Origin of the sequence: Thermobrachium celere DSM 8682, from assembly GCF_000430995.1 — a bacterium.
In the GTDB taxonomy this organism is placed as follows: Bacteria; Bacillota; Clostridia; order Clostridiales; family Caloramatoraceae; genus Thermobrachium; species Thermobrachium celere.
In genome coordinates this window covers 1,741,414-1,765,322 of sequence record NZ_HF952018.1, presented here as the reverse complement: position 1 = coordinate 1,765,322, position 23,909 = coordinate 1,741,414, and the positions used below count along the sequence as shown (strand labels likewise).

General features: G+C 34.0%; 21 protein-coding genes, 2 pseudogenes and 1 riboswitch. Of the genes and pseudogenes, 21 read left to right on the top strand and 2 right to left on the bottom strand.

The features are described 5' to 3' along the window. Positions 1–480: 480 nt before the first annotated feature. Positions 481–582, top strand: a riboswitch (purine riboswitch). A gap of 79 nt (positions 583–661) precedes the next feature. Genes TCEL_RS09280 through purD form a run of 12 tightly spaced genes read left to right on the top strand, consistent with a single transcriptional unit; the run spans position 662 to position 13,236 of the window. After that, positions 662–2,086, top strand: a complete 1,425-nt coding sequence (locus tag TCEL_RS09280; RefSeq protein WP_018663427.1) for an NCS2 family permease — start codon at positions 662–664, stop codon at positions 2,084–2,086. 58 nt (positions 2,087–2,144) lie between these two features. Then, positions 2,145–2,855, top strand: a complete 711-nt coding sequence (purC, locus tag TCEL_RS09275; RefSeq protein ID WP_018663425.1) for a phosphoribosylaminoimidazolesuccinocarboxamide synthase — start codon at positions 2,145–2,147, stop codon at positions 2,853–2,855. Next, complete coding sequence (gene purS, locus TCEL_RS09270) at positions 2,852–3,100, top strand: phosphoribosylformylglycinamidine synthase subunit PurS (protein ID WP_018663423.1); 249 nt, start codon at positions 2,852–2,854, stop codon at positions 3,098–3,100. Before purC ends, purS begins: the two co-directional genes overlap by 4 nt. Further along, positions 3,097–3,759 carry a phosphoribosylformylglycinamidine synthase subunit PurQ gene (gene purQ / locus TCEL_RS09265; RefSeq protein WP_018663421.1) on the top strand — a complete coding sequence of 221 codons (663 nt, stop codon included), beginning with the start codon at positions 3,097–3,099 and terminating at the stop codon, positions 3,757–3,759. The genes purS and purQ overlap by 4 nt, the downstream gene beginning before the upstream one ends. Position 3,760: 1 nt before the next feature. Continuing rightward, complete coding sequence (locus TCEL_RS09260; RefSeq protein ID WP_018663419.1) at positions 3,761–4,873, top strand: 5-(carboxyamino)imidazole ribonucleotide synthase; 1,113 nt, start codon at positions 3,761–3,763, stop codon at positions 4,871–4,873. 1 nt (position 4,874) lies between these two features. Then, positions 4,875–5,369 (top strand): 5-(carboxyamino)imidazole ribonucleotide mutase, encoded by a 495-nt coding sequence (gene purE, locus TCEL_RS09255; RefSeq protein ID WP_018663418.1) that lies wholly within the window; start codon positions 4,875–4,877, stop codon positions 5,367–5,369. Further along, a complete protein-coding gene (gene purL / locus TCEL_RS09250; protein ID WP_018663416.1) occupies positions 5,362–7,551 on the top strand; it encodes a phosphoribosylformylglycinamidine synthase subunit PurL in 2,190 nt (729 codons plus the stop codon). Before purE ends, purL begins: the two co-directional genes overlap by 8 nt. Continuing rightward, positions 7,536–8,942, top strand: a complete 1,407-nt coding sequence (gene purF / locus TCEL_RS09245; protein WP_018663414.1) for an amidophosphoribosyltransferase — start codon at positions 7,536–7,538, stop codon at positions 8,940–8,942. The genes purL and purF overlap by 16 nt, the downstream gene beginning before the upstream one ends. A 1-nt stretch (position 8,943) precedes the next feature. After that, positions 8,944–9,936, top strand: coding sequence for a phosphoribosylformylglycinamidine cyclo-ligase (gene purM / locus TCEL_RS09240; RefSeq protein ID WP_018663412.1), 993 nt, complete (start codon positions 8,944–8,946; stop codon positions 9,934–9,936). Further along, positions 9,924–10,517 (top strand): phosphoribosylglycinamide formyltransferase, encoded by a 594-nt coding sequence (gene purN / locus TCEL_RS09235; protein WP_018663410.1) that lies wholly within the window; start codon positions 9,924–9,926, stop codon positions 10,515–10,517. The genes purM and purN overlap by 13 nt, the downstream gene beginning before the upstream one ends. Further along, entirely contained in the window at positions 10,492–11,985 is a 1,494-nt protein-coding gene (gene purH, locus TCEL_RS09230; protein ID WP_018663408.1) for a bifunctional phosphoribosylaminoimidazolecarboxamide formyltransferase/IMP cyclohydrolase, read from the top strand. The genes purN and purH overlap by 26 nt, the downstream gene beginning before the upstream one ends. 9 nt (positions 11,986–11,994) lie before the next feature. Continuing rightward, the gene (gene purD, locus TCEL_RS09225; protein ID WP_018663407.1) at positions 11,995–13,236 is read left to right on the top strand and encodes a phosphoribosylamine--glycine ligase; all 1,242 of its coding nucleotides are present in this window, start codon (positions 11,995–11,997) and stop codon (positions 13,234–13,236) included. 21 nt (positions 13,237–13,257) lie between these two features. Here the strand turns inward: purD and TCEL_RS09220 are convergent, their stop codons facing one another. Beyond that, positions 13,258–14,631 (bottom strand): alpha-amylase family glycosyl hydrolase, encoded by a 1,374-nt coding sequence (locus TCEL_RS09220; protein ID WP_018663405.1) that lies wholly within the window; start codon positions 14,629–14,631, stop codon positions 13,258–13,260. Positions 14,632–14,822: 191 nt separating this feature from the next. Here TCEL_RS09220 and TCEL_RS09215 point away from each other — a divergent pair, with 191 nt between their 5' ends. Together TCEL_RS09215 and TCEL_RS09210 are read left to right on the top strand one after the other, a co-directional pair. Next, on the top strand, positions 14,823–15,755 hold the full coding sequence (locus TCEL_RS09215; protein ID WP_018663403.1) for a CPBP family intramembrane glutamic endopeptidase: 933 nt from the start codon (positions 14,823–14,825) through the stop codon (positions 15,753–15,755). Positions 15,756–15,851: 96 nt separating this feature from the next. Next, positions 15,852–17,015, top strand: coding sequence for a CD0519/CD1768 family membrane protein (locus TCEL_RS09210; protein ID WP_018663400.1), 1,164 nt, complete (start codon positions 15,852–15,854; stop codon positions 17,013–17,015). A gap of 110 nt (positions 17,016–17,125) precedes the next feature. On the opposite strand, the gene TCEL_RS09205 is transcribed toward TCEL_RS09210, so the two are convergent. After that, positions 17,126–17,311 carry a hypothetical protein gene (locus TCEL_RS09205; protein WP_018663399.1) on the bottom strand — a complete coding sequence of 62 codons (186 nt, stop codon included), beginning with the start codon at positions 17,309–17,311 and terminating at the stop codon, positions 17,126–17,128. 154 nt (positions 17,312–17,465) lie between these two features. Between TCEL_RS09205 and TCEL_RS14240 the strand changes: the two genes are divergently transcribed. The 7 genes and pseudogenes from TCEL_RS14240 to TCEL_RS14230 all read left to right on the top strand — a co-directional run bounded on the left by TCEL_RS14240 (position 17,466) and on the right by TCEL_RS14230 (position 23,906). Beyond that, positions 17,466–18,065, top strand: a complete 600-nt coding sequence (locus tag TCEL_RS14240; RefSeq protein ID WP_018663397.1) for a lytic transglycosylase domain-containing protein — start codon at positions 17,466–17,468, stop codon at positions 18,063–18,065. 11 nt (positions 18,066–18,076) lie between these two features. Further along, positions 18,077–19,417 (top strand): patatin-like phospholipase family protein, encoded by a 1,341-nt coding sequence (locus TCEL_RS09195; protein ID WP_018663396.1) that lies wholly within the window; start codon positions 18,077–18,079, stop codon positions 19,415–19,417. Next, positions 19,410–20,138, top strand: a complete 729-nt coding sequence (locus TCEL_RS09190) for a pseudouridine synthase (protein ID WP_018663395.1) — start codon at positions 19,410–19,412, stop codon at positions 20,136–20,138. Before TCEL_RS09195 ends, TCEL_RS09190 begins: the two co-directional genes overlap by 8 nt. Positions 20,139–20,202: 64 nt before the next feature. After that, positions 20,203–20,502, top strand: a complete 300-nt coding sequence (locus TCEL_RS09185; RefSeq protein WP_018663394.1) for a YerC/YecD family TrpR-related protein — start codon at positions 20,203–20,205, stop codon at positions 20,500–20,502. Between the two features lie 116 nt (positions 20,503–20,618). After that, positions 20,619–21,371 (top strand): annotated as a pseudogene (locus tag TCEL_RS14115) (ATP-dependent helicase); the annotation flags it as partial. Positions 21,372–21,377: 6 nt separating this feature from the next. Beyond that, a pseudogene (locus TCEL_RS14300) lies at positions 21,378–21,563 on the top strand (Hint domain-containing protein); the annotation flags it as partial. A 60-nt stretch (positions 21,564–21,623) separates the two neighbouring features. Then, a complete protein-coding gene (locus TCEL_RS14230; protein ID WP_341348981.1) occupies positions 21,624–23,906 on the top strand; it encodes a 3'-5' exonuclease in 2,283 nt (760 codons plus the stop codon). Positions 23,907–23,909 lie beyond the last annotated feature (3 nt).

The following is a 23,909-nucleotide window of genomic DNA, read 5'->3' as shown; positions in this document are numbered from 1 at the left end:
TATTTTTATGAAGACTATCGAAGATTGCTTAATCCCATATTTTGAATATTATAGATGTCGCTTGTGGTTTATCAAGGGTAAAGCTCCGCCTGCTACGCAGCCCTTGACAAACCCATGCACTCCATCTCCTGTTATTATTAAGATGGGCTTAAGGCTGATTTTGACTATTGTCAGTCCTATTCTACATGATTTTTCACAGGGGTGTTGCATTTAATATTGCAATTTAAGATTTGTACTATATGTAACTTTCTTCTTGCACTAATATTTTATTTGTGCTAAAATCAAAAAATAACTTTTTCAATACATTAAATTTTATGACTGCAAGTTTTGAGAAAGTTTTACTTACTAAACAATAGTAAATTTCGTTATATAACGAACAATGTTTAAACAATAATAAAATCGACTTATTTTATGCCGAATAATTAAGTAAAAACAACAAAAAATATATTGACTATGGCGAAATATGGTGTTAATATAATAGTGTAAATTTCATAAGTCACTCATATAATCCCGATAATATGGTTCGGGAGTCTCTACCGGAGAACCGTAAATTCTCCGACTATGAGTGAGTCGGGCAGTGCTATGTCTATATTAGCATATCTATCACCCTGACTTACTCATGGTAAGTCAGGGTGATAATTTTTTAAGGGAGGTTTTGATTATGGATATAACTCAAAGAAGAGAAGAAAATGTATCACTTCTTGAGAGGCTATTTAAACTCTCAGAAAACAACACAACAGTAAAAACAGAAATTATAGCAGGTATTACAACATTTATTACAATGGCCTACATCATATTTGTTAACCCAAATATACTAAAGTTTGCAGGTATGAACAGCCAAAATGCATTAGGTGATGCAGCAGCAAGCCTTAATGCAATAAATGACCCAGTTGTTGCTTCAGTTTTTGCAGCAACATGTATATCAGCAGCAATAGGTACATTCATAATGGCACTTTATGCAAATGTTCCTTTTGCACAAGCACCAGGTATGGGACTTAATGCATTCTTTACATTTAGTGTTTGTTTAACATTAGGCTATACTTGGCAACAAGCTCTTGCAGCAGTATTTATATCAGGACTTCTATTCATACTAATGACAGTAACATCTCTTAGAGAAAAGATAGTTGATGCAATTCCACAAAATCTAAAGCTTGCAATTTCAGGTGGTATAGGACTTTTCATAGCACTAATTGGTTTAAAGAGTGGAAGCATAATAGTTGATAACCCTGCAACACTTGTTGGTTTTGGAAGCTTTACAGATAAGCACGCACTTTTAACTCTAATTGGAATTACAATAACAGCAATACTAATGTCAAAAAACGTTAAAGGTTCAATTCTAATTGGAATAATAGCTACAACAATAATAGGAATTCCCATGGGAATAACAAACATAGAGGGTGTTAAGCTAATCTCTGCTCCTCCATCAGTTGCTCCAACATTTATGAAGATGGACTTTAAGGGACTTTTAGGATTAGGTCAAGCAGGAGTAGTTGGTGCTCTAATGAGTGTTGTTATGGTTGTTATCTCCTTCAGCTTAGTTGATATGTTTGATACAATTGGAACACTTGTTGGAACTGCTCAAAAGGCAAACCTACTTGATGAAAATGGAAAGATGAAGAATATGAACAAGGCACTTCTTGCAGATGCCATTGCAACAACTTGTGGTGCAATGCTTGGTACAAGTACAGTAACAACATACGTTGAATCAACTGCAGGAATTTCAGAAGGTGGAAGAACAGGTCTTACAGCCTTTACAACAGGAGTTATGTTCCTACTTGCAATGTTCTTTACAGGTCTTGTTGGAATAGTTCCAGCAGAGGCAACAGCTCCAGCACTTGTAATCGTTGGTGCCCTAATGATGGGTGCTATAACTAAGATAAATTTTGATGACTTTACAGAAGCACTTCCAGCATTCTTTACAATTGCAGTTATGCCATTTAGCTACAGTATAGCAAATGGTATAGCAGCAGGTATGATATTCTATCCAATAGTAAAAATAGTTACAGGCAAGTCTAAAGAGGTAAATCCTGCCGTATATGTTCTTGCAATTCTTTTCATAATAAGATTTGCACTTCTCCCTCATTAATTTAAAAGTCCAGAGCAAAATGCTCTGGACTTCAATTTCAAATATAAGGGGTGTTAATATGGAAAAGTTAAATATGCTCTATGAAGGAAAGGCAAAAAAGGTGTATGAGACTAAAGATGCCGATAAGCTAATTGTCTACTTCAAAGACGATGCAACTGCCTTCAATGGATTAAAAAAGGATGTAATATTCGATAAAGGAATACTAAACAACAGCATATCATCAATAATATTTGAAGAATTAAAAAGGAATAACATAAATACTCACTTCATTGAAAAACTTTCAGAAAGAGAACAGCTTGTCAAGAAGGTCAATATAGTTCCCCTTGAGGTTATTGTTAGAAACTATGCAGCAGGAAGTATAGTAAAAAGACTAGGTCTTAAGGAAGGACAAAAGTTTAATGAGCCAATTCTTGAAATATCATATAAAAACGATTCTCTTGGAGATCCCCTAATAAATGACTACCACGCTTTTGCACTTGGATTAGTAGAAAAGGAAGAACTTAAATATATATACGAAACAGCCTTAAAGATAAACAGTATATTAACTAAAATGTTTGATGAAATAGGTATAATATTGGTTGATTTTAAGCTTGAATTTGGAAGGTGTAATGGTGAGATTCTACTTGCAGATGAAATATCTCCAGATACCTGTAGGCTTTGGGATAAGAAGACTTTATATAAATATGACAAGGATAGGTTTAGACAGGATTTAGGTAATGTAGTAGAAGGATATAGGGAAATATTAAAGAGATTGGAGGAATTAAGATGATTAAGGCATATATAGATGTTACCCTAAAAAAGAGTATACTTGATCCACAGGGTACAGCAGTTAAAAAGGGACTTGAAAAGCTTGGACTTTATGCTGAGGATGTTAGAATAGGAAAGCACATTGAGGTGGTATTGAGGGAGGATAAAATAGAGGCAGCCCGCGAAAAGATAGACGAGATGTGCAGAAGGCTTCTTGTAAACTTTGAAGTTGAAACCTATTCTGTAAGGTTTGAGGTGATAGAATGAAGGCGGGGGTTATAGTTTTTCCAGGTTCAAACTGTGACATAGATGCCTATAAGGTTTTAGAAAGGCTCAATGTTGAAGTTAAATATATATGGCACGATGAAAAAATAGATGATGAGGATTTAATACTTCTTCCAGGTGGATTTTCCTATGGAGACTATTTAAGATGTGGAGCAATTGCAAGGTTTGCAAGGGCACTTGAAAATATAAATGAACACATTGAAAAGGGAAAGCTTGTTTTAGGAATATGCAATGGATTTCAGATATTAACAGAGCTTAAGGCACTTCCAGGAGCACTTCTTAGAAATAAAAATCTAAATTTCATATGTAGTGATTGCAATTTAATAGTAGAAAACAATGCAACACCTTTCACAAATCTTTTCAACAAAGGCGATGTCGTAAACTTTCCAATAGCCCATGGAGAAGGTAACTATTATATAGATGATGACGGTTTAAAGGAGCTTATAAAAAATAACCAAATAGTATTTAGATATCAAAACAACCCAAACGGTTCTGTATATGATATTGCAGGTATTGTAAATAAAAAAGGAAATGTACTTGGTATGATGCCTCATCCAGAGAGGGCACAGGATAAGTTACTTGGTTGTGAAGATGGATTAAAGCTTTTCAATTCAATAATTGCCTACTTTAAGGAGGCATAATATGAAGAGGATTGGGATAGTAGGTGGAGGACAGCTTGGAAGGATGCTCTCCTTTGAGGCAAAGAGGATGGGGTTTGAAGTTGTAATACTTGATCCAACATCTCATTCACCAGCAAGTCAGGTTTCAGATTTTCAGATAGTTTCAAGATATGATGATTTAAGTAAAATAGATGAGTTTATAGGATTATGTGATGTTATAACTTATGAGTTTGAGCACATATCAGTAGAGTTTTTAAGGGAGATAGAAAAAAGAGGTGGAGAGGTTATACCATCCTCAAACACCCTCCAAATTATACAAAACAAGCTAAAACAGAAGCTCTTTTTAAAGGAAAAGGGATTTAATGTACCAAAGATTTATAAGAAGGATGAAATAGATAAAATAGACAGTTTCCCTTGTATGCTTAAGTTTTCAAGGGGAGGCTATGATGGAAAGGGTAATATTTTAATAGAAAGCGCATCTCACCTAAAAAGCATAGTTTCAAATATAAAGGATGAGTTTTTTATAGAAGAACTAATCGACTTTGAAAAGGAAATATCAATACTTGTTGCAAGGAATAAAAGGGGAGAGGTAAAACACTTTTCTCCAGTTGAAAATATCCACAAAAATAGAATACTTCATATTAGCATTTCACCTGCAAGGATAGATAAGAAGACTGAAGATAAAATATATGAAATTGCAGATAGGTTTATAGAGACAATAGGAGACTTTGGTATATATTGCATAGAGATGTTCCTTGATAAAAAAGGAAGAGTATATATAAACGAAATAGCACCACGTCCCCATAATTCAGGGCATCATACAATTGAATCTTGCATAACAAGTCAATTTGAACAGCACATAAGAAGTATCCTAAATCTTCCCCTAGGAAGTACAAGAGTAATTTCAAAGGCAGTAATGAGAAACATACTTGGAGATAAAGATATTGAGGGAGATTATTATTTAAAGAATATAGAAGAACTTTTAAATATAGAAGGACTCTTTTTACACCTATATGGTAAGAAGGATGTTAAAAGAGGAAGAAAGATGGGGCATATAACCTATCTTTGTGATGACTTAGAAGAGGGTATAAAAAGACTTTCTAATATGGAGTTTGAATTTATAGGAGGATGTTAATATGGCATCTGTTGCAATAATAATGGGAAGTATTTCAGACTATGAGACTATGAAGGGAGCAGAGCAAGTATTAAAGGAGTTTGAAGTTGATTATGAAATAGATGTAGTTTCAGCCCACAGGACTCCTGATAAGATGTTTGAGTTTGCAAAAGGAGCAAAGGACAGAGGAGTTAAGGTAATTATAGCAGGGGCAGGGGGAGCGGCACATCTTCCAGGTATGGTTGCATCCCTAACTACGCTTCCTGTAATAGGTGTTCCAGTTGTGTCAAAACTTCAGGGGCTTGACTCACTTCTCTCAATAGTACAAATGCCAAAGGGAGTACCTGTTGCAACTGTAGCAGTAGGAGGGGCAGAAAATGCAGCACTACTTGCCTTAAGGATGCTTTCAATTAGTGATGAAAAAATAGCACAAAAGCTTTCAAAATATAAAGAAGGAATGGAAAAGGAAGTTAATGCAATGAGCCTAAAGCTTAAGGAGGTTTGTGAAAATGAATAGATACGAAAAGGTAGGTTTAACAAAGGAGGAATATAAAAGGATAGTTGAAGGCTTAAATAGAGAACCAAATGATTTAGAGCTATCTATGTTTGGAGTTTTATGGTCAGAGCACTGCAGTTATAAAAACTCAAGGGCTCTACTTAAACTTTTTAATACAAAGGGAGAAAGAGTGTTACAGGGCCCTGGTGAAAATGCTGGTGCTGTAGACATAGGAGATGGTTTGGCTGTTGTGTTTAAAATAGAGAGTCACAATCATCCATCAGCATTAGAGCCATATCAAGGGGCTGCAACAGGAGTTGGAGGAATATTAAGAGATATATTTACAATGGGAGCAAGACCAATTGCAAACTTAAATTCTATAAGGTTTGGACACTTAAATGATGAAAGAAACAAGAGACTTTTTAGAGGAGTTGTAAAGGGCATTGGAGATTATGGAAATTCAGTTGGCATTCCAACAGTTGCTGGAGAGACTGTATTTGATGACTGCTATAGCGATAATCCTCTTGTTAATGCAATGAGCGTAGGAATAATAAAGAAGGATAAGCTAAAAAGAGCAATAGCCCAAGGTGTTGGAAACAGTGTAATATTAGTTGGCCATACAACAGGGCGTGATGGAATAGGTGGTGCAAGCTTTGCCTCCTGTAATTTAACAGAGGAGTCTGAGGCTATGCGTTCAGCTGTTCAGGTTGGAGACCCGTTTATGGAAAAGCTACTACTTGAGGCCTGCCTTGAACTTATGGATAAGGAATATGTAGTTGCAGTGCAGGATTTAGGTGCAGCAGGACTTACCTCCTCTAGCTGTGAAATGGCCCTAAGGGGTGGATGTGGAATTAAAATAGATGTTTCAAAGGTTGTAACAAGGGAAGAAAATATGCTTCCTGAGGAGATTATGATTTCAGAATCACAGGAGAGAATGCTATTTGTTGTTAAAAAGGGATATGAAGAGGAGATACTTAAGGTATTTAAAAAGTGGAACCTAAATGCATCAGTTATTGGAGAGATTATAGACGATAAAAATTTAACTGTAACAGTAGGCGATGAGGTAGTAGGTTGTGTGCCAGTTGAACTTTTAGGTGATGGTGCAAAGGCAAACCTAAGACCATATAGAAGGCCTAGATATTTAGATGAACTATATTTAGACATAAATACCATAGAAGAAGTAGAGGATTTAAACGAAGCCTTAATTAAAGTTTTAAAATCAGAAAACATAGCTTCAAAGGAATGGGTTTATAGACAGTATGACCATATGGTTAGAACAAACACAATAGTAAAGCCTGGTGGCGATGCTGCTGTTGTCGTGGTTGAAGGAACTGATAAGGCAATTTCTTTAACGGTTGACTGCAATTCAAGGTACTGCTATTTAGACCCCTATGAAGGTGCAAAGATAGCCGTATGTGAGGCGGCAAGGAATATAGCAGCAACAGGTGCAAGACCAATTGCAATAACAGACTGTTTAAACTTTGCAAATCCAGAGGATGAAGAGGTTTACTATACATTTAGGCAGGCTATTTTAGGTATAACTGAAGCAAGTAGGGTTTTAAACACACCAGTTGTAAGTGGTAATGTAAGCTTTTATAACGAATCAAACAAAACAAGAATATACCCAACCCCAACAATAGGAATGGTTGGACTATTAGAGAATAAAAATAATGCTTGTACAATTGATTTTAAAGAATTAGGCGATACAGTAATTTTAGTTGGAGAAACCTTAAATGAAATAGGCGGAAGTGAATATTTAAAGACGATACACGGTAAGGTTTTAGGTAATGTTCCAAAGTGTTTTCCTGAGGTTGAAAAAAATACTATAGAATGCCTTATTAATCTTATAAATAGAGGCTTAGTAAAAAGTGCCCACGACATATCAGAAGGTGGAATGATTGTAGCACTTTGTGAGTGTGCCTTTAAAAATGAAATAGGGGTAGAGGTAGATATAAATACAGACTTAAGGGAGGATATATTCCTATTCTCTGAAAGTCAAGGAAGGTTTATTTTATCGGCAAAAAAGGAGTATGCAGATGAAATAATTACTGAATTTAAAAGATATGGAGTCTTTGCACAGGTTATAGGAGAGACAAAGGATAAAAACATTGAAGTTAATATAAATGGTAGAAAAGTTATAGATAAAAGTGTTCTTGATTTAAAGAGAGTTTGGAAGGAGGAACTTCCATGTATTATGGATTAGATAAGTTTAAAGAAGAGTGTGGAGTATTTGGAATATACTCAAGGGAAAAAAAGAATGTAGGGGAGATAGTTTACTATGGGCTTTATGCCCTTCAGCACAGAGGACAGGAGAGTGCAGGAATAGCCTATTCAGATGGTGAGGCAGTACATTTAAAAAAGGGGATGGGGCTTGTTGGTGATGCTCTAAAGAGAGAAGATTTAGATAATATGGTAGGATATTCTGCAATAGGACATGTTAGGTATTCAACAACAGGAGATTCCAATATTCAAAATGCACAGCCCCTTTTGAGTAAATATAAGCTTGGAAGCATTTCAATTGCCCATAATGGGAATTTAGTAAATGCAGATATTATAAGGGAACTTTTAGAGGAGGCAGGATGTATATTTCAAACATCTATTGATTCTGAGGTTGTATTAAACCTAATTGCAAGGGGTTATAAAAAGGGAATAGAAAGAGCCTGCTTTGATGCAATTCAGGCAGTAAAGGGTTCCTATGCAATTCTTCTTCTAACTGAAGATAGGCTAATTGCAGTACGAGATCCAAATGGTATAAGACCTCTTTGTATCGGAAGGCTTGGAGATGACTATATTTTATCTTCAGAGAGCTGTGGAATAGATGCGGTAGGTGGTGAGTTTTACAGGGATGTAGAACCCGGTGAAATAGTTGTTATAGACAAAGATGGACTTAGAAGCTACAAGATGATAGAGAGAACATCCCTTAAGACCTGCTCCTTTGAATATATATACTTTGCAAGGCCAGATAGTACAATAGATGGAATAAATGTTTATCTGTCAAGGGTTAAGGCTGGTGAAAACCTCTTTAAAGAAAAGCCCTGTCAAGCAGATATGGTAGTTGGTGTTCCAGATTCAGGAACCCACTCAGCAGTAGGATATGCAAAGGCCTCTTCAATTCCTTTTGGAATAGGCTTTGTTAAGAATAAATATGTAGGGAGAACCTTCATTGCACCAACTCAAGAGTTAAGAGAAGCTGCTGTTTCTATGAAGTTAAATCCACTCAAGGTAAATATAGAAGGAAAAAGAATAGTGTTGGTGGACGACTCCATAGTGCGTGGAACAACAATGAAGAGGTTAATTGAACTTTTAAGAAGAAGTGGTGCTAAGGAGGTACATGTAAGGATAGCATCTCCTATTGTAAAGTACCCCTGCTATTTTGGTATAGATACACCAAGAAGAAGTCAACTCATAGGTTCAAACTTAAGTGAGGAGGAAATAGGAAGAGAACTTGGTGCAGACAGCATTGGATTTTTAAGTATGGAGGGACTTTTAGATGCACTTGAGTCAAAGAGCTTTTGTTTAGGATGCTTTAATGGTATTTATCCTGTTTCAGCCCCATATGAGGCAGATAAATTTATGTTTGAAAGGAAAGAGTGATATGAGATACTGTGATGCTGGTGTTAATATAGATGAAGGTAACAGACTGGTTTCAATGCTAAAGGGAATGGTTAAGGAAACCTATACAGATGGAGTTCTTGAGGGTGTTGGAGGATTTGGTGCCCTCTTTGAGATTAAAAATTATAAAAATCCTGTTTTGGTATCAGGTTGTGATGGCGTTGGAACAAAACTAAAGATTGCAATAGATATGAAAAAATTAGATACAATCGGTATAGACTGCGTTGCGATGTGTGTAAATGATGTTTTATGTCACGGTGCGAAACCTCTATTTTTCCTTGACTACTTTGCCTGTGGTAAGTTAAGTGCAGAGGATGCCTTTAATGTTATAAAGGGAATAAAGGATGGCTGTATTTTGGCAGGATGTAGTTTAATTGGTGGAGAGACTGCAGAAATGCCAGGGTTTTATAAGGATGGAGAATTTGATATTGCAGGATTTTGTGTAGGAATTGTTGAGAAGGATAGAATAGTAGATGGAAGTAGTATAAAAGAGGGAGATTTACTTGTTGGAATAGAGTCTTCAGGGTGCCATAGCAATGGATACTCTTTGATAAGAAAAATTTTTACTAATCTTGAGGAACCATTTAAGGATAAAAGGATAGGAGATGTTCTTCTAACTCCAACTAATATCTATGTAAAGGATGTTCTCTCTATTTTAGATAAATTTAAAGTTAAAGGAATGGCCCACATAACAGGTGGTGGGTTTTTAGAGAACATTCCAAGGATGTTTAAGGGAGATTTTGATGCAGTGGTGTATAAGGATAGCTATGAGATACCTGATATATTTAGACTTATTCAGCAAAGAGGAGTAGAGGAAATTGAAATGTATAGAACCTTTAATATGGGAATAGGCTTTGTGGTTTGTGTGGATAAAAATGAAGCTGAAGAGGTAGTAAGAACAATAGAAGAAGGTGGCAAAAGGGCATATATAATAGGAGAAGTTATAAAGGGCGGTGGAAGGGTATGTTTAAGATAGCCGTCCTAGTATCAGGAAGTGGTACAAACCTTGAGGCCATACTAAATGCAATAGAAAAGGATGAGATAAAATCAAAGGTTATTTTAGTAATAGCAGACAGGGAGTGCTATGCTATAGAGAGGGCAAGTAAAAAGGGAATAGAGACGCATATCTTAGATAGAAGGGCCTATAGGGATGATCTTTCAGACAAGATCTATGAAATAGTTAAAAATAGAGCGGATTTTATAGTGTTGGCAGGATTTTTATCCATATTAAAGGGAGATATATTAAAGGAATATAAGGATAGGATAATTAATCTTCATCCTTCCCTACTCCCTAAGTTTGGAGGAGTTGGGATGTATGGGGATAATGTGCATAGAGCGGTTTTAGATAATAGAGAAGAAATAACAGGTTGTACGGTTCATTTTGTTGATGAGGGAGTAGATACAGGAAGAATAATACTTCAAAGGACTGTAGCTGTGGATTGTGAGGATAAAATTGAAGACATAAAGAAGAAGGTTCAGAGGGAAGAGCATATAGCCATAGTGGAGGCTATAAAAAAATTGGAGGTGGATTATGAGGGCGTTAATCAGTGTATATAATAAGGAAGGAATTTATGAGTTTGCAAAGTTTTTAGAGGATAGAGGCGTAAAGATAGTTTCAACAGGTGGAACCTATAGATATTTAAAGGAAAAGGGAATAGATGTAGTTGAAGTAAGTGCTATTACAGGATTTGATGAAATATTAGATGGAAGGCTAAAGACACTTCACCCTGTAGTTCACGCAGGGCTTTTGGCAGTAAGGGATAATGAGGAACATGTTGAGCAATTAAAGAAAAGAGGCATAGAATATATCGATTTTGTTGTTGTAAACCTATATCCCTTCTTTGAAAAGGTAAAGGAAGATTTAACTGATGAAGAAAAGATAGAGTTTATAGACATAGGTGGTCCTTCGATGTTAAGATCTGCTGCTAAAAATTACAAATACGTTGTCCCTGTATGTGATCCTAAGGATTACTCAATGGTTATGGATGAGATTTTAAACTATGGAGATGTTAGATTAGAAAAGAGAAGATACCTTGCAGGAAAGGTATTTAACTTAACATCTGCCTATGATGCAGCCATTTCAAACTATCTTCTTGAGGACGATTTCCCAGAATATCTAACCTTATCCTATAAAAAATCTATGAATCTAAGGTATGGCGAAAACCCACATCAAAGGGCAGCCTACTATACTAAGACAGTAGGGTTAGGGGCTATAAAGGACTTTGAACAATTAAATGGCAAGGAGCTTTCCTATAATAACCTAAAGGATATGGATATAGCTTGGAAGGTTGTTTGTGAGTTTGATGAGCCCTGCTGCTGTGCAGTAAAGCATAACAGCCCTTGTGGTGTTGCAGTTGGAAAGGATGTTTTTGATGCCTATAGTAAAGCCTATGAGTGCGATAGGATATCAATATTTGGAGGAATTGTAGCACTAAATAGAAGGGTAGATAAAAGAACTGCTGAAAAACTTATTGAGATATTCTTAGAAATAGTTATAGCACCAGATTATGATGAGGATGCCCTTTTAGTTTTGAAGGAGAAGAAGAACTTAAGGGTTATAAAGGCATTATCAACACCAAAGGATAATTTAGAGTATGTAAGTGTAGATGGTGGAATTTTAGTTCAGGATGTTGATAATAAATTAGTAAGTGAATTTAGATATGTAACAGATAAAAAGCCAACAGACAAAGAGATGGAGGATATGCTCTTTGGAATGAAGGTTGTAAAGTATGTAAAATCTAATGCTATTGTAGTTGTTAAAGATAAAATGGCTGTTGGAATTGCAGGAGGGCAGGTAAATAGAATATGGGCAGCCTGTCAGGCATTAGAGAGAGGAAAAGGAGCTACCTGCCTTGTATCAGATGCCTTCTTTCCCTTTGAGGATGTTGTAGAAAAGGCAAAGGAGTATGGCATAAAGGCAATTATGCAGCCAGGAGGTTCAATAAGAGATAAGGAGTCCATAGATGCATGTAATAAGTACGGCATTTCAATGGTGTTTACTGGAGTAAGACATTTTAAACACTGAGGTGATTTTATGAAGGTTTTAGTTTTAGGTTCGGGTGGAAGAGAGCATGCACTATCTAAGAAAATAGCAGAGAGCTCTTTAGTTACTAAGGTATATGTATGTCCAGGTAATGTAGGAACGTTAATGGAGGATAAATGCCAAAACATAGACCTTGAGGATTTAGATGATATAATAAACTTTGCAAAGAGTGAGGAAATAGATTTAGTGGTTGTAGGACCTGAAAAGTATCTTATGCTTGGTGCTGTAGATAGATTTAGAGAAAATGGAATTAAGATATTTGGTCCAAGTAAAAAGGCAGCACTTCTTGAGGGAAGTAAGGCCTATGCAAAGGAGTTTATGAAAAGATATGGAGTAAAAACAGCCTCCTATGAGGTTTTTGATGATTTTGAAGAAGCTAAAGGGTATTTAGACAAGGTTAAATATCCTGTTGTAATAAAGGCAGATGGACTAGCACAGGGGAAGGGAGTTGTAATCTGCAGTAGTAAGGATGAGGCAGAGGATACCCTATTTAGCTTTATGGTACAGGATTTATTTAAAGGTTCTGGTAAAAGGGTTGTAATAGAGGAGTATCTTAAGGGAGTTGAGGCTTCAATTATATGTATAACCGATGGAAAAAGTATAAAGCCCTTTGTTTCAGCAAAGGACCATAAAAGACTTATGGATAATGATAAGGGGCCAAACACAGGAGGAATGGGTGTTGTTGCACCTAACATGTATGTTACAGAGGATGTATTTGAAAAATTTAAAGAGGATATAATGGAAAAGACTCTTTTAGGTATTAGGGAAGAAAATTTAGACTATAAAGGTTTTATCTACTTTGGAATAATGATTACAGAGGATGGTCCATATCTTCTTGAGTATAATGTAAGATTTGGAGATCCTGAGGCACAGGCAATTTTACCTCTTTTAAAGAGTGACTTGGTAGAGGTTATTTTAAAAACATTAGATGGAAGATTGGATGAATGTGAACTTGAGTGGATAGATGGAGCCTCCTGTAACGTTGTATTATCAAGTAGGGGATACCCTTTATCTCCAGTTTTAGGTGATGAAATATATGGGCTTGAGTCTATTGAGGACGTAGATATATTTATATCTGGTGTTAAGTTAGAAGGTGGAAGGTTTTATACAAACGGAGGACGCGTTTTATCCTTAACAGCAGTTGCAGATAATTTAGAGTTGGCAAGGGAGAAGGTTTATAAGGAGATAAAGAAGATAAAGTTTGATGGGATGCATTATAGGAGAGATATATAAATAAAAGGTGCGGTGCACCTTTTATTTATTAATCATGTATATTTTGTAACTCCAAGGAGTAAATTCAACAGATGTAGTTTTCTTTAAGGTTGTTTTAGTGTTGCTATAAAAATCTGTATATTTTCCAGCATATTCATTTAGTGGAACCTCTAAATTGAAGCTCTTATCTGAAAGATTTGCAAAGACTAAAACTCTATTTCCATCCTTTTCACGCACAAAGGCAAGAACGTTATCATTTTTCACATCTATGAATTTTATACTTCCCCCGTGTTCTCCATTCCATAGGGCTTTGTTTTCCCTTTTTAATCTTATTAAATTTTTATAGAAGTCTTGCATAGGATAGTTTTTCCAATCTATCTCGTCCTTTTCAAAAAACTCAAGCCTCTTATTTAAGCCAGCCTCTTGTCCAGAGTATATAAGAGGAATTCCAGGAAGTGTGAAGGTCAGCATTGCCATTACATTAACAGCATCCTTCATCCTTTCAAACTCTGTTCCATTCCAAGAGTTTTCATCGTGGTTTGTAATGAAGTTCATTGGAAAGCTTCCGTTTGGATAAATCTTATCAAAGTTTTCAGCAAAACGTCTTATTCCAAAGGCGTCAGATTTTCCATTTGCTATGCTCTCCATAAGGTGTAAAAGCCTCCAGTTGTAGTTGCTGTTAAAAGCTTTATTTAAGAAATCTCTATTTCCTTCATCCTCTGCAAGCATATAAACAGGTTTTATTTTTTCAAGCTCTCCCCTTGCCTTTTCCCAAAAATCTACAGGAATTCTTCCTGCAACATCGCATCTATATCCATCAACTCCAACCTCTTTTACCCAAAATACCATTGCATCAATCATTGCACTTCTCATTTCTTCATTTTTGTAGTTTAACTGTGCAACATCTGTCCAGTCGGTTCCAGGAGGATGAACTATGTTGCCATTGCTGTCTGTTAGATACCAATCCTTGTTTTTAATCCAAACGTGATCCCACCCTGTGTGGTTTGCTACCCAGTCTAATATAACTTTAAACCCCATTTTGTGACACTCATCAACAAGTTCTTTAAATTCTTCTAGTGTACCAAATTCAGGATTTACCGTCTTATAGTCCTTTATTGAGTAGTAGGATCCTAGTGTACCCTTTCTATTTTTTTCTGAAATTGGGTAGATTGGCATAAACCAAAGAATATCAACCCCCATATCCTTAAGCCTTGGAAGATGCTCTTTAAATGCTTTAAATGTTCCTTCTTTAGTATATTGTCTTATATTTACTTCATAGATAACAGAGTTTTTTATCCATTCTGGCTGCCTAGTAATAGATTTATTTGTTTCGGCAGTATTAGTTTTAGAGATACATCCAGAAAGGCTTAGGGTTATTAAAATTAAAGTTAGAATTATTGATATAGCTTTTTTCATTTTGTTCCCCCTTTTACATAATTTTCTTAAAATAGTTTATCACATACATATATAAAGGGCAACAATTTATTAATTAAATTTATTAAGAAATAATCTATTATCATTGTAATAATTTTTTACCAAAATTTACTTGATTTAACAATAAGGTTGTTATATTATTAACTCAATGATTAGAATAAAGGGGGATAAGGATGGGTCTTTTAAAAAACAAATATGGCAAAGTAAGGTCAGGGTGGAGAATTTCGTTGGTATTATTTTTAAGTTTTGTGTTTCAAATTATATCTGGTATTTTGGTTGGAGTTGCTGGATCTTTATTTTTAGGGGTTAAAGATTTTATAACAGGAACAGATAGAACTAATGAGTCAATACAAACTTATTTGACAGAAGATCCATCAATGAAGATGGTTATTAGTTTTTTAGCAATGATTTCGGTAATTTTAGCAGTTGTTATGGTACTTAAGCTTGTTGATAAAAAGAAGGTTAGAGATATAGGTTTTAGACTAAACAGCAAAAGTATAAAGGATCTATTAATAGGGTTATTTCTAGGTGCGATATCTATGACTGCTGTTTTCATTATTTTTAAGTTAACTGGAAATATTACTGTGGAGAGAGGATTTAACTTTTCTTTATATTTGTTATTAGATTTTATATTATTTGTTTTAGTTGCTATCAATGAAGAACTATTAAGTAGAGGATATTGTCTTTATACCCTTAAGGAATACAATTCAGAAAAGTTTGCTGTTGTTGTTTCATCAATAATATTTTCGCTTCTTCATATATTTAATCCTAATTTAAAATTGTTTGGACTTTTTAATATTTTCCTTGTAGGTGTTTTATTTGCATATATGACTTTGAAAACAGGGAATATAATGATGGCAATTGGATATCATGTTACATGGAACTTCTTCCAGGGTAATATATTTGGACTTTCAGTAAGCGGTAAAGCAACAGATGGAATAATAACAGTTTCAAATATTAAAGATAACATAATAACAGGAGGAGCCTTTGGACCAGAGGCTGGGATAGTTACAACATTTGTTATTTTAATAGGATTTTTATTTTTAAATAGGTTTATTAAGCAAGATAAAATTTTAAAAAGAGAAGAGATTATTATGTTAGATTAACCTAAGTTTTATGCTTAGGTTAATTTTTTTCTTTAAATTAAGTACATATATATGTTAAAATACACTTGTTATGACTTTTGGGGGTAACAAAAATTAATGGCAAGGAGTGATATTGTGCAAAAGAAGTATGTTAAGGCAATTAATTCAGAATCTTTTATCTTTTTAGGAATCATTGCAGTATGCTTTACATTTTTAGCAAGAGTTATGGGACTTGCTAATATGTTCAGCACAATGATGAAAACAGCCCATGATCTACTTATCAACACAGTATTCTTTATCATGGCGATAGCAGTTTTAGCTGGAGCCTTTGGGGCACTTTTGACTGAATTTGGAGTTGTTGCTTTAATCAATAGGAGTTTGTCTCCTTTAATGAAACCTTTATATGATATGCCAGGGGCAGCCAGCATAGGAGTAATAACAACTTATCTGTCAGATAATCCAGCTATAATTACTTTAGCAAAGGATAAAGGATTTACTAGATATTTTAAGAAATATCAAATACCAGCATTAACTAATTTAGGAACAGCCTTTGGAATGGGACTTATAGTTACTACATTTATGATAGCTCAAGCTCCAAAGGGCCAAAGCTTTTTCTTACCTGCAGTTATTGGAAATATTGGCGCAGTTGTTGGAAGTATAGTAAGTGTAAGACTAATGATGCACTTTACTAAAAAGGAATATGGAACTGAAAAGATGGCATATGAGGGAGAAGAGGGAGTAGATTTAACTCAGTATAGAGAAATAAGAAGTGGAAGCTTATTTCAAAGAGGACTTGAAGCAATATTAGATGGTGGAAAAACTGGTGTTGAGATGGGCTTATCAATTATACCAGGAGTTATTGTAATTTGTACACTTGTTATGATGCTTACAAATGCACCAAAGGGAGGAGTTTATACTGGTGCTGCATATGAAGGAGTTCCTGTTCTACCTTGGCTTGGAAGTAAAATTAACTTCATTTTAAAGCCACTTTTAGGATTTAAGTCACCTGAGGCTATAGCTTTCCCAATTACTGCACTTGGTTCTGTTGGTGCTGCAATTGGACTAGTACCAAAGTTCTTACAAGCAGGACTTATTGGGGTAAATGAAATAGCAGTATTTACAGCAATGGGAATGTGCTGGAGTGGATATCTATCAACTCACGTTGCTATGATGGATGCACTAGAGAGCAGACAGCTTACAAATAAAGCAATACTTTCCCACACAATAGGAGGTTTAGTAGCTGGAATAGTTGCACATTTATTAGTGATGATATTAATCTGATAAAAATTTATATATAAAACTGTAAAAAGCCGCGTAAATGGACTTTAAGGCATTAAGATTACTAATATGAAAGGAGCCTTTTATAAATCCATTTATGCGGCTTTTAATATTTAAGGTATTAACCCTTTATTTTTTAACACATCAATACTATCCATAGGTGTATCTGGGTCCTTAGGAACAGATGATATTTCATAAGTATCTATCAAGTCAATTCCACCTTTTATAGTCTCTGGCCAAAGAAGTGCATTGTTTGTATGTTCAATTATTGGATATTGTCCATTTGATTCAATCTTCACTCTATCACCCCCGAAATTATTTTTGTATTATTATTAGTTTTTTGCATTAAAACTATGCATAAGGAAAAAAGGAAAAATATGCAATAAAATGTAATATTATTTTTTATATTTTGTCAAAATGATATGTTATAATATTTATAAAGGAGTGATAGCATTGAGAACAGAACAAATAGTACAGATACTTGCTGCATATTTATTGCAATCAACCTATGCATCAAGTAATGAACAAACAGGTATGTTATTTGGGGCTATACTTGACAAAATGCTTGAAACTTCAAATATATCAAATGGACAAGCTTTTCAAATGAAGGATATAAATTTAAATAATGAAAATAAATTTAAGGATGTATCTAAAGATTTAGATGAAGCAATAAAGGAAGTTTCAAAAAAATATGGGGTAGAAGAGGAGCTAATTAAGGCTGTTATTAAGCAGGAGTCTGGTTTTAATCAAAATGCAGTATCAAGGGCAGGTGCTATTGGACTTATGCAGCTTATGCCAAAGACTGCTGATTCTTTAGGAGTAGATCCCTATGATGCGCTTCAAAACTTAGATGGGGGTACAAGATATTTAAGAAGTCTTTTAAATACTTTTTCGGGTAACAAAGCGCTAGCACTTGCTGCATATAATGGCGGTATAGGTAGAATGAAGAAACTTGGTGTAGATACGGTTGAAGAAATAAGCAAGATGCCAAGTGAGACAAGAAATTATGTAAATAAAGTTTTAAGAAACTATGAGCAGTATAAGAAGCTGTAAGGGGTGGTTATATGGCATATGGTTTGGTTTTAGGTGGTGGAGGAGCAAAAGGGGGATATGAAATAGGTGTTTGGAAGGCTTTAAGGGAGCTTAATATTCCGATATGTGCTGTATGTGGTACTTCCGTTGGGGCTTTAAATGGTGCATTAATTGTTCAAGATGAGTTTGATAAAGCAATTGAAATTTGGACAAGTATTACTATGGATACAGTAATTAAACTAGAGGGAGAAATTGCAGCTTCTCAGGAAAGGGAGAATAAGATAACAAATAAAATTAGAAACATAAAGGCAGCAATAAAGTCTGGAGGGTTAGATGTAACACCTCTTAAGATGCTTATAGATGAGGTTGTTGATGAAGATAAAATAAGAAATTCAGATATAGATTTTGGGTTAGTTACATTTTCACTTTCAGATTTTAAACCTGTTGAGGTATTTAAAGAGGAGATACCATATGGTAAACTCAAGGACTACTTGCTTGCAAGTGCTTGCTTTCCTGCTTTTAAGCCCCATGAAATAGATAATAAGAAGTTTATAGATGGCGGTGTATACAATAATATACCAGTTTCTATGATGAGAAAAAAAGGTATTAAAGATATAATTGTTGTTGATGTCTCAGGCATTGGGGTTACACAAAGAACAAAATATAAGGACTGTAATATAATAAAGATCAAGAACTCAGAAGATCTAGGAAGAACTTTAAGTTTTGATAGTGAAAAATCAAAAATTAACATAGAAGTTGGATATTTAGATACATTAAAGGTGTTTAATAAGTTAACAGGATACAAATACTATATTAAAAACAATAATTTAAATTTAGGAAGCAAGTATATTGGTAGGCTTAATACTGAGGACTTAAAGAATTTATATAAATTTTTAGGACTAGAGTGGGGCAGACCAAATAAAAGCTCAAAATTAATTATAGATAAAATATTAAGGGTAATTCAGCAATATTCCCCTTCCAATTTAACAGCAGATAGTGTAATATTAGCTATGGCAGAAATTACAGCAGAACAGCTTTCAATAGAAAGAAGAAGGGTATATGAACTAGATGAGCTCATAGAAAAAATTTATAATACCTATATTGATATAAAAACAAGCAGTGATTTTAATGAATATGTAAATGGGCTTAAGAAGTTGATTTTAAGTAAAAATGAAATTGAATTTGATAGAGAAATGAAAAAGGTCTATATGGAGGCAAAATTTTTATTATCCTTCTCACCAGGTATGGAGGAGGGGGAAGAAATAAAGAGATTTAGAAGGCTTTTAGCTGTATTTATGCCTAAGGTTGTTGTTGCAAACCTCTTTATATCACTACTAATTCAAAGAAAAAATATGGAGGTTACAAATGGCTAAAGAGAGATTAGACAAAGTTCTTGCAAACATGGGGTATGGAACAAGAAAAGAGGTAAAGGCACTTTGTAAAAAAGGGCTTGTTTTAGTAAATGGAGATATTGTAAAGGATTCTTCTGTTCACGTAGATCCTGAAAATGATACCATAGAGGTTGATGGAGAGGTATTAAAATATAAAAAGTACATCTATGTTATGTTAAATAAACCTCAGGGTGTTATTAGTGCGACAGAAGATGATTTTGATGAAACAGTTGTAGATATACTTCCAGATGAATTTAAAATTTTTAAACCAAGTCCTGTAGGTAGGTTAGATAAGGATACTGAAGGGCTACTTATTTTAACAAATGATGGAGAGTTAAATCATCTGCTTCTTTCACCAAGGAGACATGTGCCTAAGAAGTACTATGCAAAGGTTAAAGGAGTAGTAACACAGGAAGATGTAGAAAAATTTAAAGAGGGTGTAGTTTTAGATGATGGGTATAAAACTATGCCTGCAGAACTTACAATACTAAAGTCGGATGAAATATCAGAGATTGAACTTGTAATATATGAAGGTAAATATCATCAAGTCAAGAGAATGTTTGAAGCAGTAGGTAAAAAGGTAGTGTATCTTAAAAGGATTGAGATGGGTCCACTTAAATTAGATGATAGTCTTGAACTTGGTGAGTGTAGAGAGCTTACAGATGATGAGGTACAACTTTTATATAATGCAGTAAAAAAGTAGAGGGACAAAATCCCTCTTTTTTATGCTATAATTTAATATGAATAATTTTAATGAGGTGATATGAGTGAAGGAATATATTTCAAAGTTAAAAAGTGAAGAGATGGATTATTTATTTAATGCAATATTAAAATTAGAGACACTTGAAGAATGTTATAGATTTTTTGAGGATTTATGCACAATAAATGAACTTCAGGCAATGGCCCAAAGGCTTCAGGTTGCAAAGATGCTTCTAGAAAGGAAAACATATATTGATATAGCTGAAACAACAGGTGCAAGTACAGCAACCATAAGTAGAGTAAATAGAAGCTTAAATTATGGACAAGATGGGTATAAAATTGTTTTTGATAAATTAAAACAGAAATAATTGAGGGTAGCATAGGCTGCCCTTTTAAATTGTAAAACAGTTTGATAAGTAGCAGCAAATTTAAATTAATGGTATAATCTATAATATTGAAGTTATATTGGGAGGAATATTAGACCATGTTAGATTTAAGCGTTTTAAATAGGGAACAGAGAGAAGCAGTTGAAACTTTAGAGGGACCTCTTTTAATACTTGCGGGTGCAGGTAGTGGTAAGACGAGGGTATTAACATATAGAATTGCAAATTTAATAGAAAATGGAGTATATCCAGGAAATATTTTGGCAATAACATTTACAAATAAAGCTGCACAGGAGATGAAGGAGAGAATAATTCAGCTTGTTGGAGATGATGCTAAAAATATTTGGATAAGCACCTTCCATTCAGCCTGTGTAAGAATTTTAAGGCAGGATATAGATAAAATTGGTTATAATAAAGATTTTGTTATTTATGATGATGGTGATCAAGAAAAGATAGTTAAGGAGTGCCTAAAGGAATTAAATATAGATGAAAAGGCTATGCCACCAAAGGATATATTATCTAAAATAGGTTCATTAAAAAATGAACTAATGGATGCAGAAACTTACTACAGCAGATATGGTATGGACTTTAAAACAAGAAACCTTGCTAATATATATAAGCTGTATCAGAAGAAGTTAAAAAAGAATAATGCACTTGATTTTGACGATATAATAATGCTTACTGTAAAGTTATTTAAGCAAAATCAAGATGTTTTAAATTATTATAGAAGAAAATTTAGATATATTTTAGTAGATGAATATCAAGATACAAATAGGGCTCAATATGAGTTTGTAAATATTCTTGCAAAGGAGCACAGAAATCTTTGTGTCGTTGGCGATGATGACCAGTGCCTACTTGAAGGCCAAATGGTTCTAACAAGTAATGGGTACAAAAACATAGAACAAATTAATGAGAATGAAAGTGTAATTTGTGCCGCAGGAAATGGACAAATTGGTGAAGGTAATGTAAGTAAAGTTATGAAGAAAGAATATGATGGAGTGGTAGTTAAAGTAACTACCAAAGGTGGAAGAGTAATAAAAGCTACGCCTAACCATTTAACTTTTGCGAATTTAAATTTTTCTTCAGAGTATCATATTGTGTATTTAATGTATAAAAAGGGTAAGGGATATAGAATAGGTCAAACTAAGGGTTCAAGAACAAGAGATGAAAAAATAGTAAATGGAATGTTAGTTCGTATTAATCAAGAACATGGAGATAAAATGTGGATATTAAAGGTATGTAAAGATAAAAAAGAAGCCACATATTATGAACAATATTTTTCAATCAAGTATGGTATACCAACTGTAGTTTTCCATACATTAGGAAGAAATATGGCTATGACTCAACAGCAAGTTGATATGTTATATAAGGAGATAGATACCTATACAAGAGCAGAAAAATTGATGAAGGAAAACTTATTATTTGAAGAGTACCCTCATCATATGCCTAATGCAGTAATAAGGGGAGGAACTGTTAGAAAGATAATAAATTTAAACTTTTTCTCAGGATATAGATACTATAAAGATGGATATTATGGACATAGAATTTCATTAAACACATCTGGAGAAGATGTAAAACAAAAGTTTATAAGTAAAGGCTTTTGTGTGAGAGATGGTCAAAGAAATACATGGAGAATAGAAACAGAACGAAAAGTATATGATGATGCTGAAGATTTTGTAAAAAGGCTTCAACAAACAGATGGAGATTTTGAAATTTTAAGAAGAGCAAAGTTAACAGAAAATGAAAGCTTAAGATTTATGCCATTTTCACACTTAAGACCAACTATGAGTATAGCAGTTTTTGAAAATGGGAAAATTGTTGAAGATATTGTTGAGAGTGTAGAGTTTGAGCACTATAAAGGTTATGTATATGATCTATCTGTTGAATATTATAGACAATATATTTGTAATGATGTTGTTGTTCATAATTCAATATATGGTTGGAGAGGTGCAGATATAAGGAATATACTAGAATTTGAAAAGGACTTTCCTGAAGTTAAGATAATAAAGCTTGAGCAAAACTACAGATGTACAAAGAAGATACTAGATGCTGCAAACTATGTAATACAAAATAATGAAAAGAGAAAACAAAAAAGGCTTTGGACACAAAATGAGCATGGAGAAAATATAAAATTTTATAAAGCTGAGACTGGAGAACAAGAAGCAGTGTTTATTGTTCAAGAGATTAAAAGGCTAGTTCAAGAGGGAAGAAGTTTATCTGATTTTGCTGTTCTTTATAGAACAAATGCTATGTCGCGTATTCTAGAAGAAGCCTTTGTTACATCCTCTGTTCCGTATAGAGTGGTTGGAGGGCTTAAGTTCTATGATAGAAAGGAAATAAAGGACATTTTAGCATATCTTAAGGTTATTAATAATCCTTTAGATAGTATAAGCCTTGAAAGAATAATAAACGTTCCAAGAAGGGGAATAGGTCAAACTACTATTGATAGGGTAAAGGAATATGCAAATGAAAAGGATATAAGTTTATATACTGCACTTTTAGAAGTAAACAATATAGAAGGAATTAATAAGCGTGCAGCAGGTGCAATAGAGAAATTTATAAGCCAGATGAACTATTTTATTGTAACTAAAGATAGAATGACAGTTTCAAACCTAATCAATGAAGTACTTGATACAACAGGATATATTAGAGAACTTTTAGAGGACAACTCCAAGGAGAGTCAAGATAGAATAGAAAACCTAAATGAATTTAAATCTGCAGCTGTTGAGTTTGAAGAACAGAGTGAAGATAAGAGTTTAGCAGCATTTTTAGAGAGAATTGCACTTGTATCAGATCAGGATCAAATTGAAAATGCAGATGCAGTAACATTAATGACGCTTCATACTGCAAAGGGACTTGAATTTAATATTGTATTTATAGCAGGTATGGAGGAAGGAATATTCCCTCATTTTTCAGCAAAGGACGATAATGATGAGCTAGAAGAAGAAAGAAGGTTATGTTATGTTGGTATAACAAGAGCTAAAAAGCAACTTTATTTAACTTGTGCTCAATCACGATTAATGTACGGAAGAACAATGTTTAACAGTGTATCCAGCTTTATTGAAGAGATACCTGAACACTTAGTGGATGATATAACGCCAAAAAAGATGAGCTTTAATAGAGTATATGGCTATGATGAATATCAAGTACCAAGAAAAACTATAACAACTGTTAACAAAATAAATTCTAATCCTATTGTTCAAAAAACTAGCGTTAACAAACAAACTACTAATTTTGAGATAGGAAACTTAGTAAAACATAAAGTATTTGGAGTAGGAAAGGTTTTGGCAGTAAAGGAAATTGCAGCAGATAAAATGATTACTGTTGAGTTTGATAAAGTTGGAGTAAAAAACTTACTTGCATCTACTGCACCCCTTGAAAAAATATGATGA

What these genes read in the sequence shown, in the direction of transcription:
- TCEL_RS09280 (WP_018663427.1), top strand. Translation starts at nt 662, where the DNA reads ATGGATATAACTCAAAGAAGAGAAGAAAATGTATCACTTCTTGAGAGG.
- purC (WP_018663425.1), top strand. Translation starts at nt 2,145, where the DNA reads ATGGAAAAGTTAAATATGCTCTATGAAGGAAAGGCAAAAAAGGTGTAT.
- purS (WP_018663423.1), top strand. Translation starts at nt 2,852, where the DNA reads ATGATTAAGGCATATATAGATGTTACCCTAAAAAAGAGTATACTTGAT.
- purQ (WP_018663421.1), top strand. Translation starts at nt 3,097, where the DNA reads ATGAAGGCGGGGGTTATAGTTTTTCCAGGTTCAAACTGTGACATAGAT.
- TCEL_RS09260 (WP_018663419.1), top strand. Translation starts at nt 3,761, where the DNA reads ATGAAGAGGATTGGGATAGTAGGTGGAGGACAGCTTGGAAGGATGCTC.
- purE (WP_018663418.1), top strand. Translation starts at nt 4,875, where the DNA reads ATGGCATCTGTTGCAATAATAATGGGAAGTATTTCAGACTATGAGACT.
- purL (WP_018663416.1), top strand. Translation starts at nt 5,362, where the DNA reads ATGAATAGATACGAAAAGGTAGGTTTAACAAAGGAGGAATATAAAAGG.
- purF (WP_018663414.1), top strand. Translation starts at nt 7,536, where the DNA reads ATGTATTATGGATTAGATAAGTTTAAAGAAGAGTGTGGAGTATTTGGA.
- purM (WP_018663412.1), top strand. Translation starts at nt 8,944, where the DNA reads ATGAGATACTGTGATGCTGGTGTTAATATAGATGAAGGTAACAGACTG.
- purN (WP_018663410.1), top strand. Translation starts at nt 9,924, where the DNA reads ATGTTTAAGATAGCCGTCCTAGTATCAGGAAGTGGTACAAACCTTGAG.
- purH (WP_018663408.1), top strand. Translation starts at nt 10,492, where the DNA reads ATGAGGGCGTTAATCAGTGTATATAATAAGGAAGGAATTTATGAGTTT.
- purD (WP_018663407.1), top strand. Translation starts at nt 11,995, where the DNA reads ATGAAGGTTTTAGTTTTAGGTTCGGGTGGAAGAGAGCATGCACTATCT.
- TCEL_RS09220 (WP_018663405.1), bottom strand. Translation starts at nt 14,631, where the DNA reads ATGAAAAAAGCTATATCAATAATTCTAACTTTAATTTTAATAACCCTA.
- TCEL_RS09215 (WP_018663403.1), top strand. Translation starts at nt 14,823, where the DNA reads ATGGGTCTTTTAAAAAACAAATATGGCAAAGTAAGGTCAGGGTGGAGA.
- TCEL_RS09210 (WP_018663400.1), top strand. Translation starts at nt 15,852, where the DNA reads ATGGCAAGGAGTGATATTGTGCAAAAGAAGTATGTTAAGGCAATTAAT.
- TCEL_RS09195 (WP_018663396.1), top strand. Translation starts at nt 18,077, where the DNA reads ATGGCATATGGTTTGGTTTTAGGTGGTGGAGGAGCAAAAGGGGGATAT.
- TCEL_RS09190 (WP_018663395.1), top strand. Translation starts at nt 19,410, where the DNA reads ATGGCTAAAGAGAGATTAGACAAAGTTCTTGCAAACATGGGGTATGGA.
- TCEL_RS14230 (WP_341348981.1), top strand. Translation starts at nt 21,624, where the DNA reads ATGTATAAAAAGGGTAAGGGATATAGAATAGGTCAAACTAAGGGTTCA.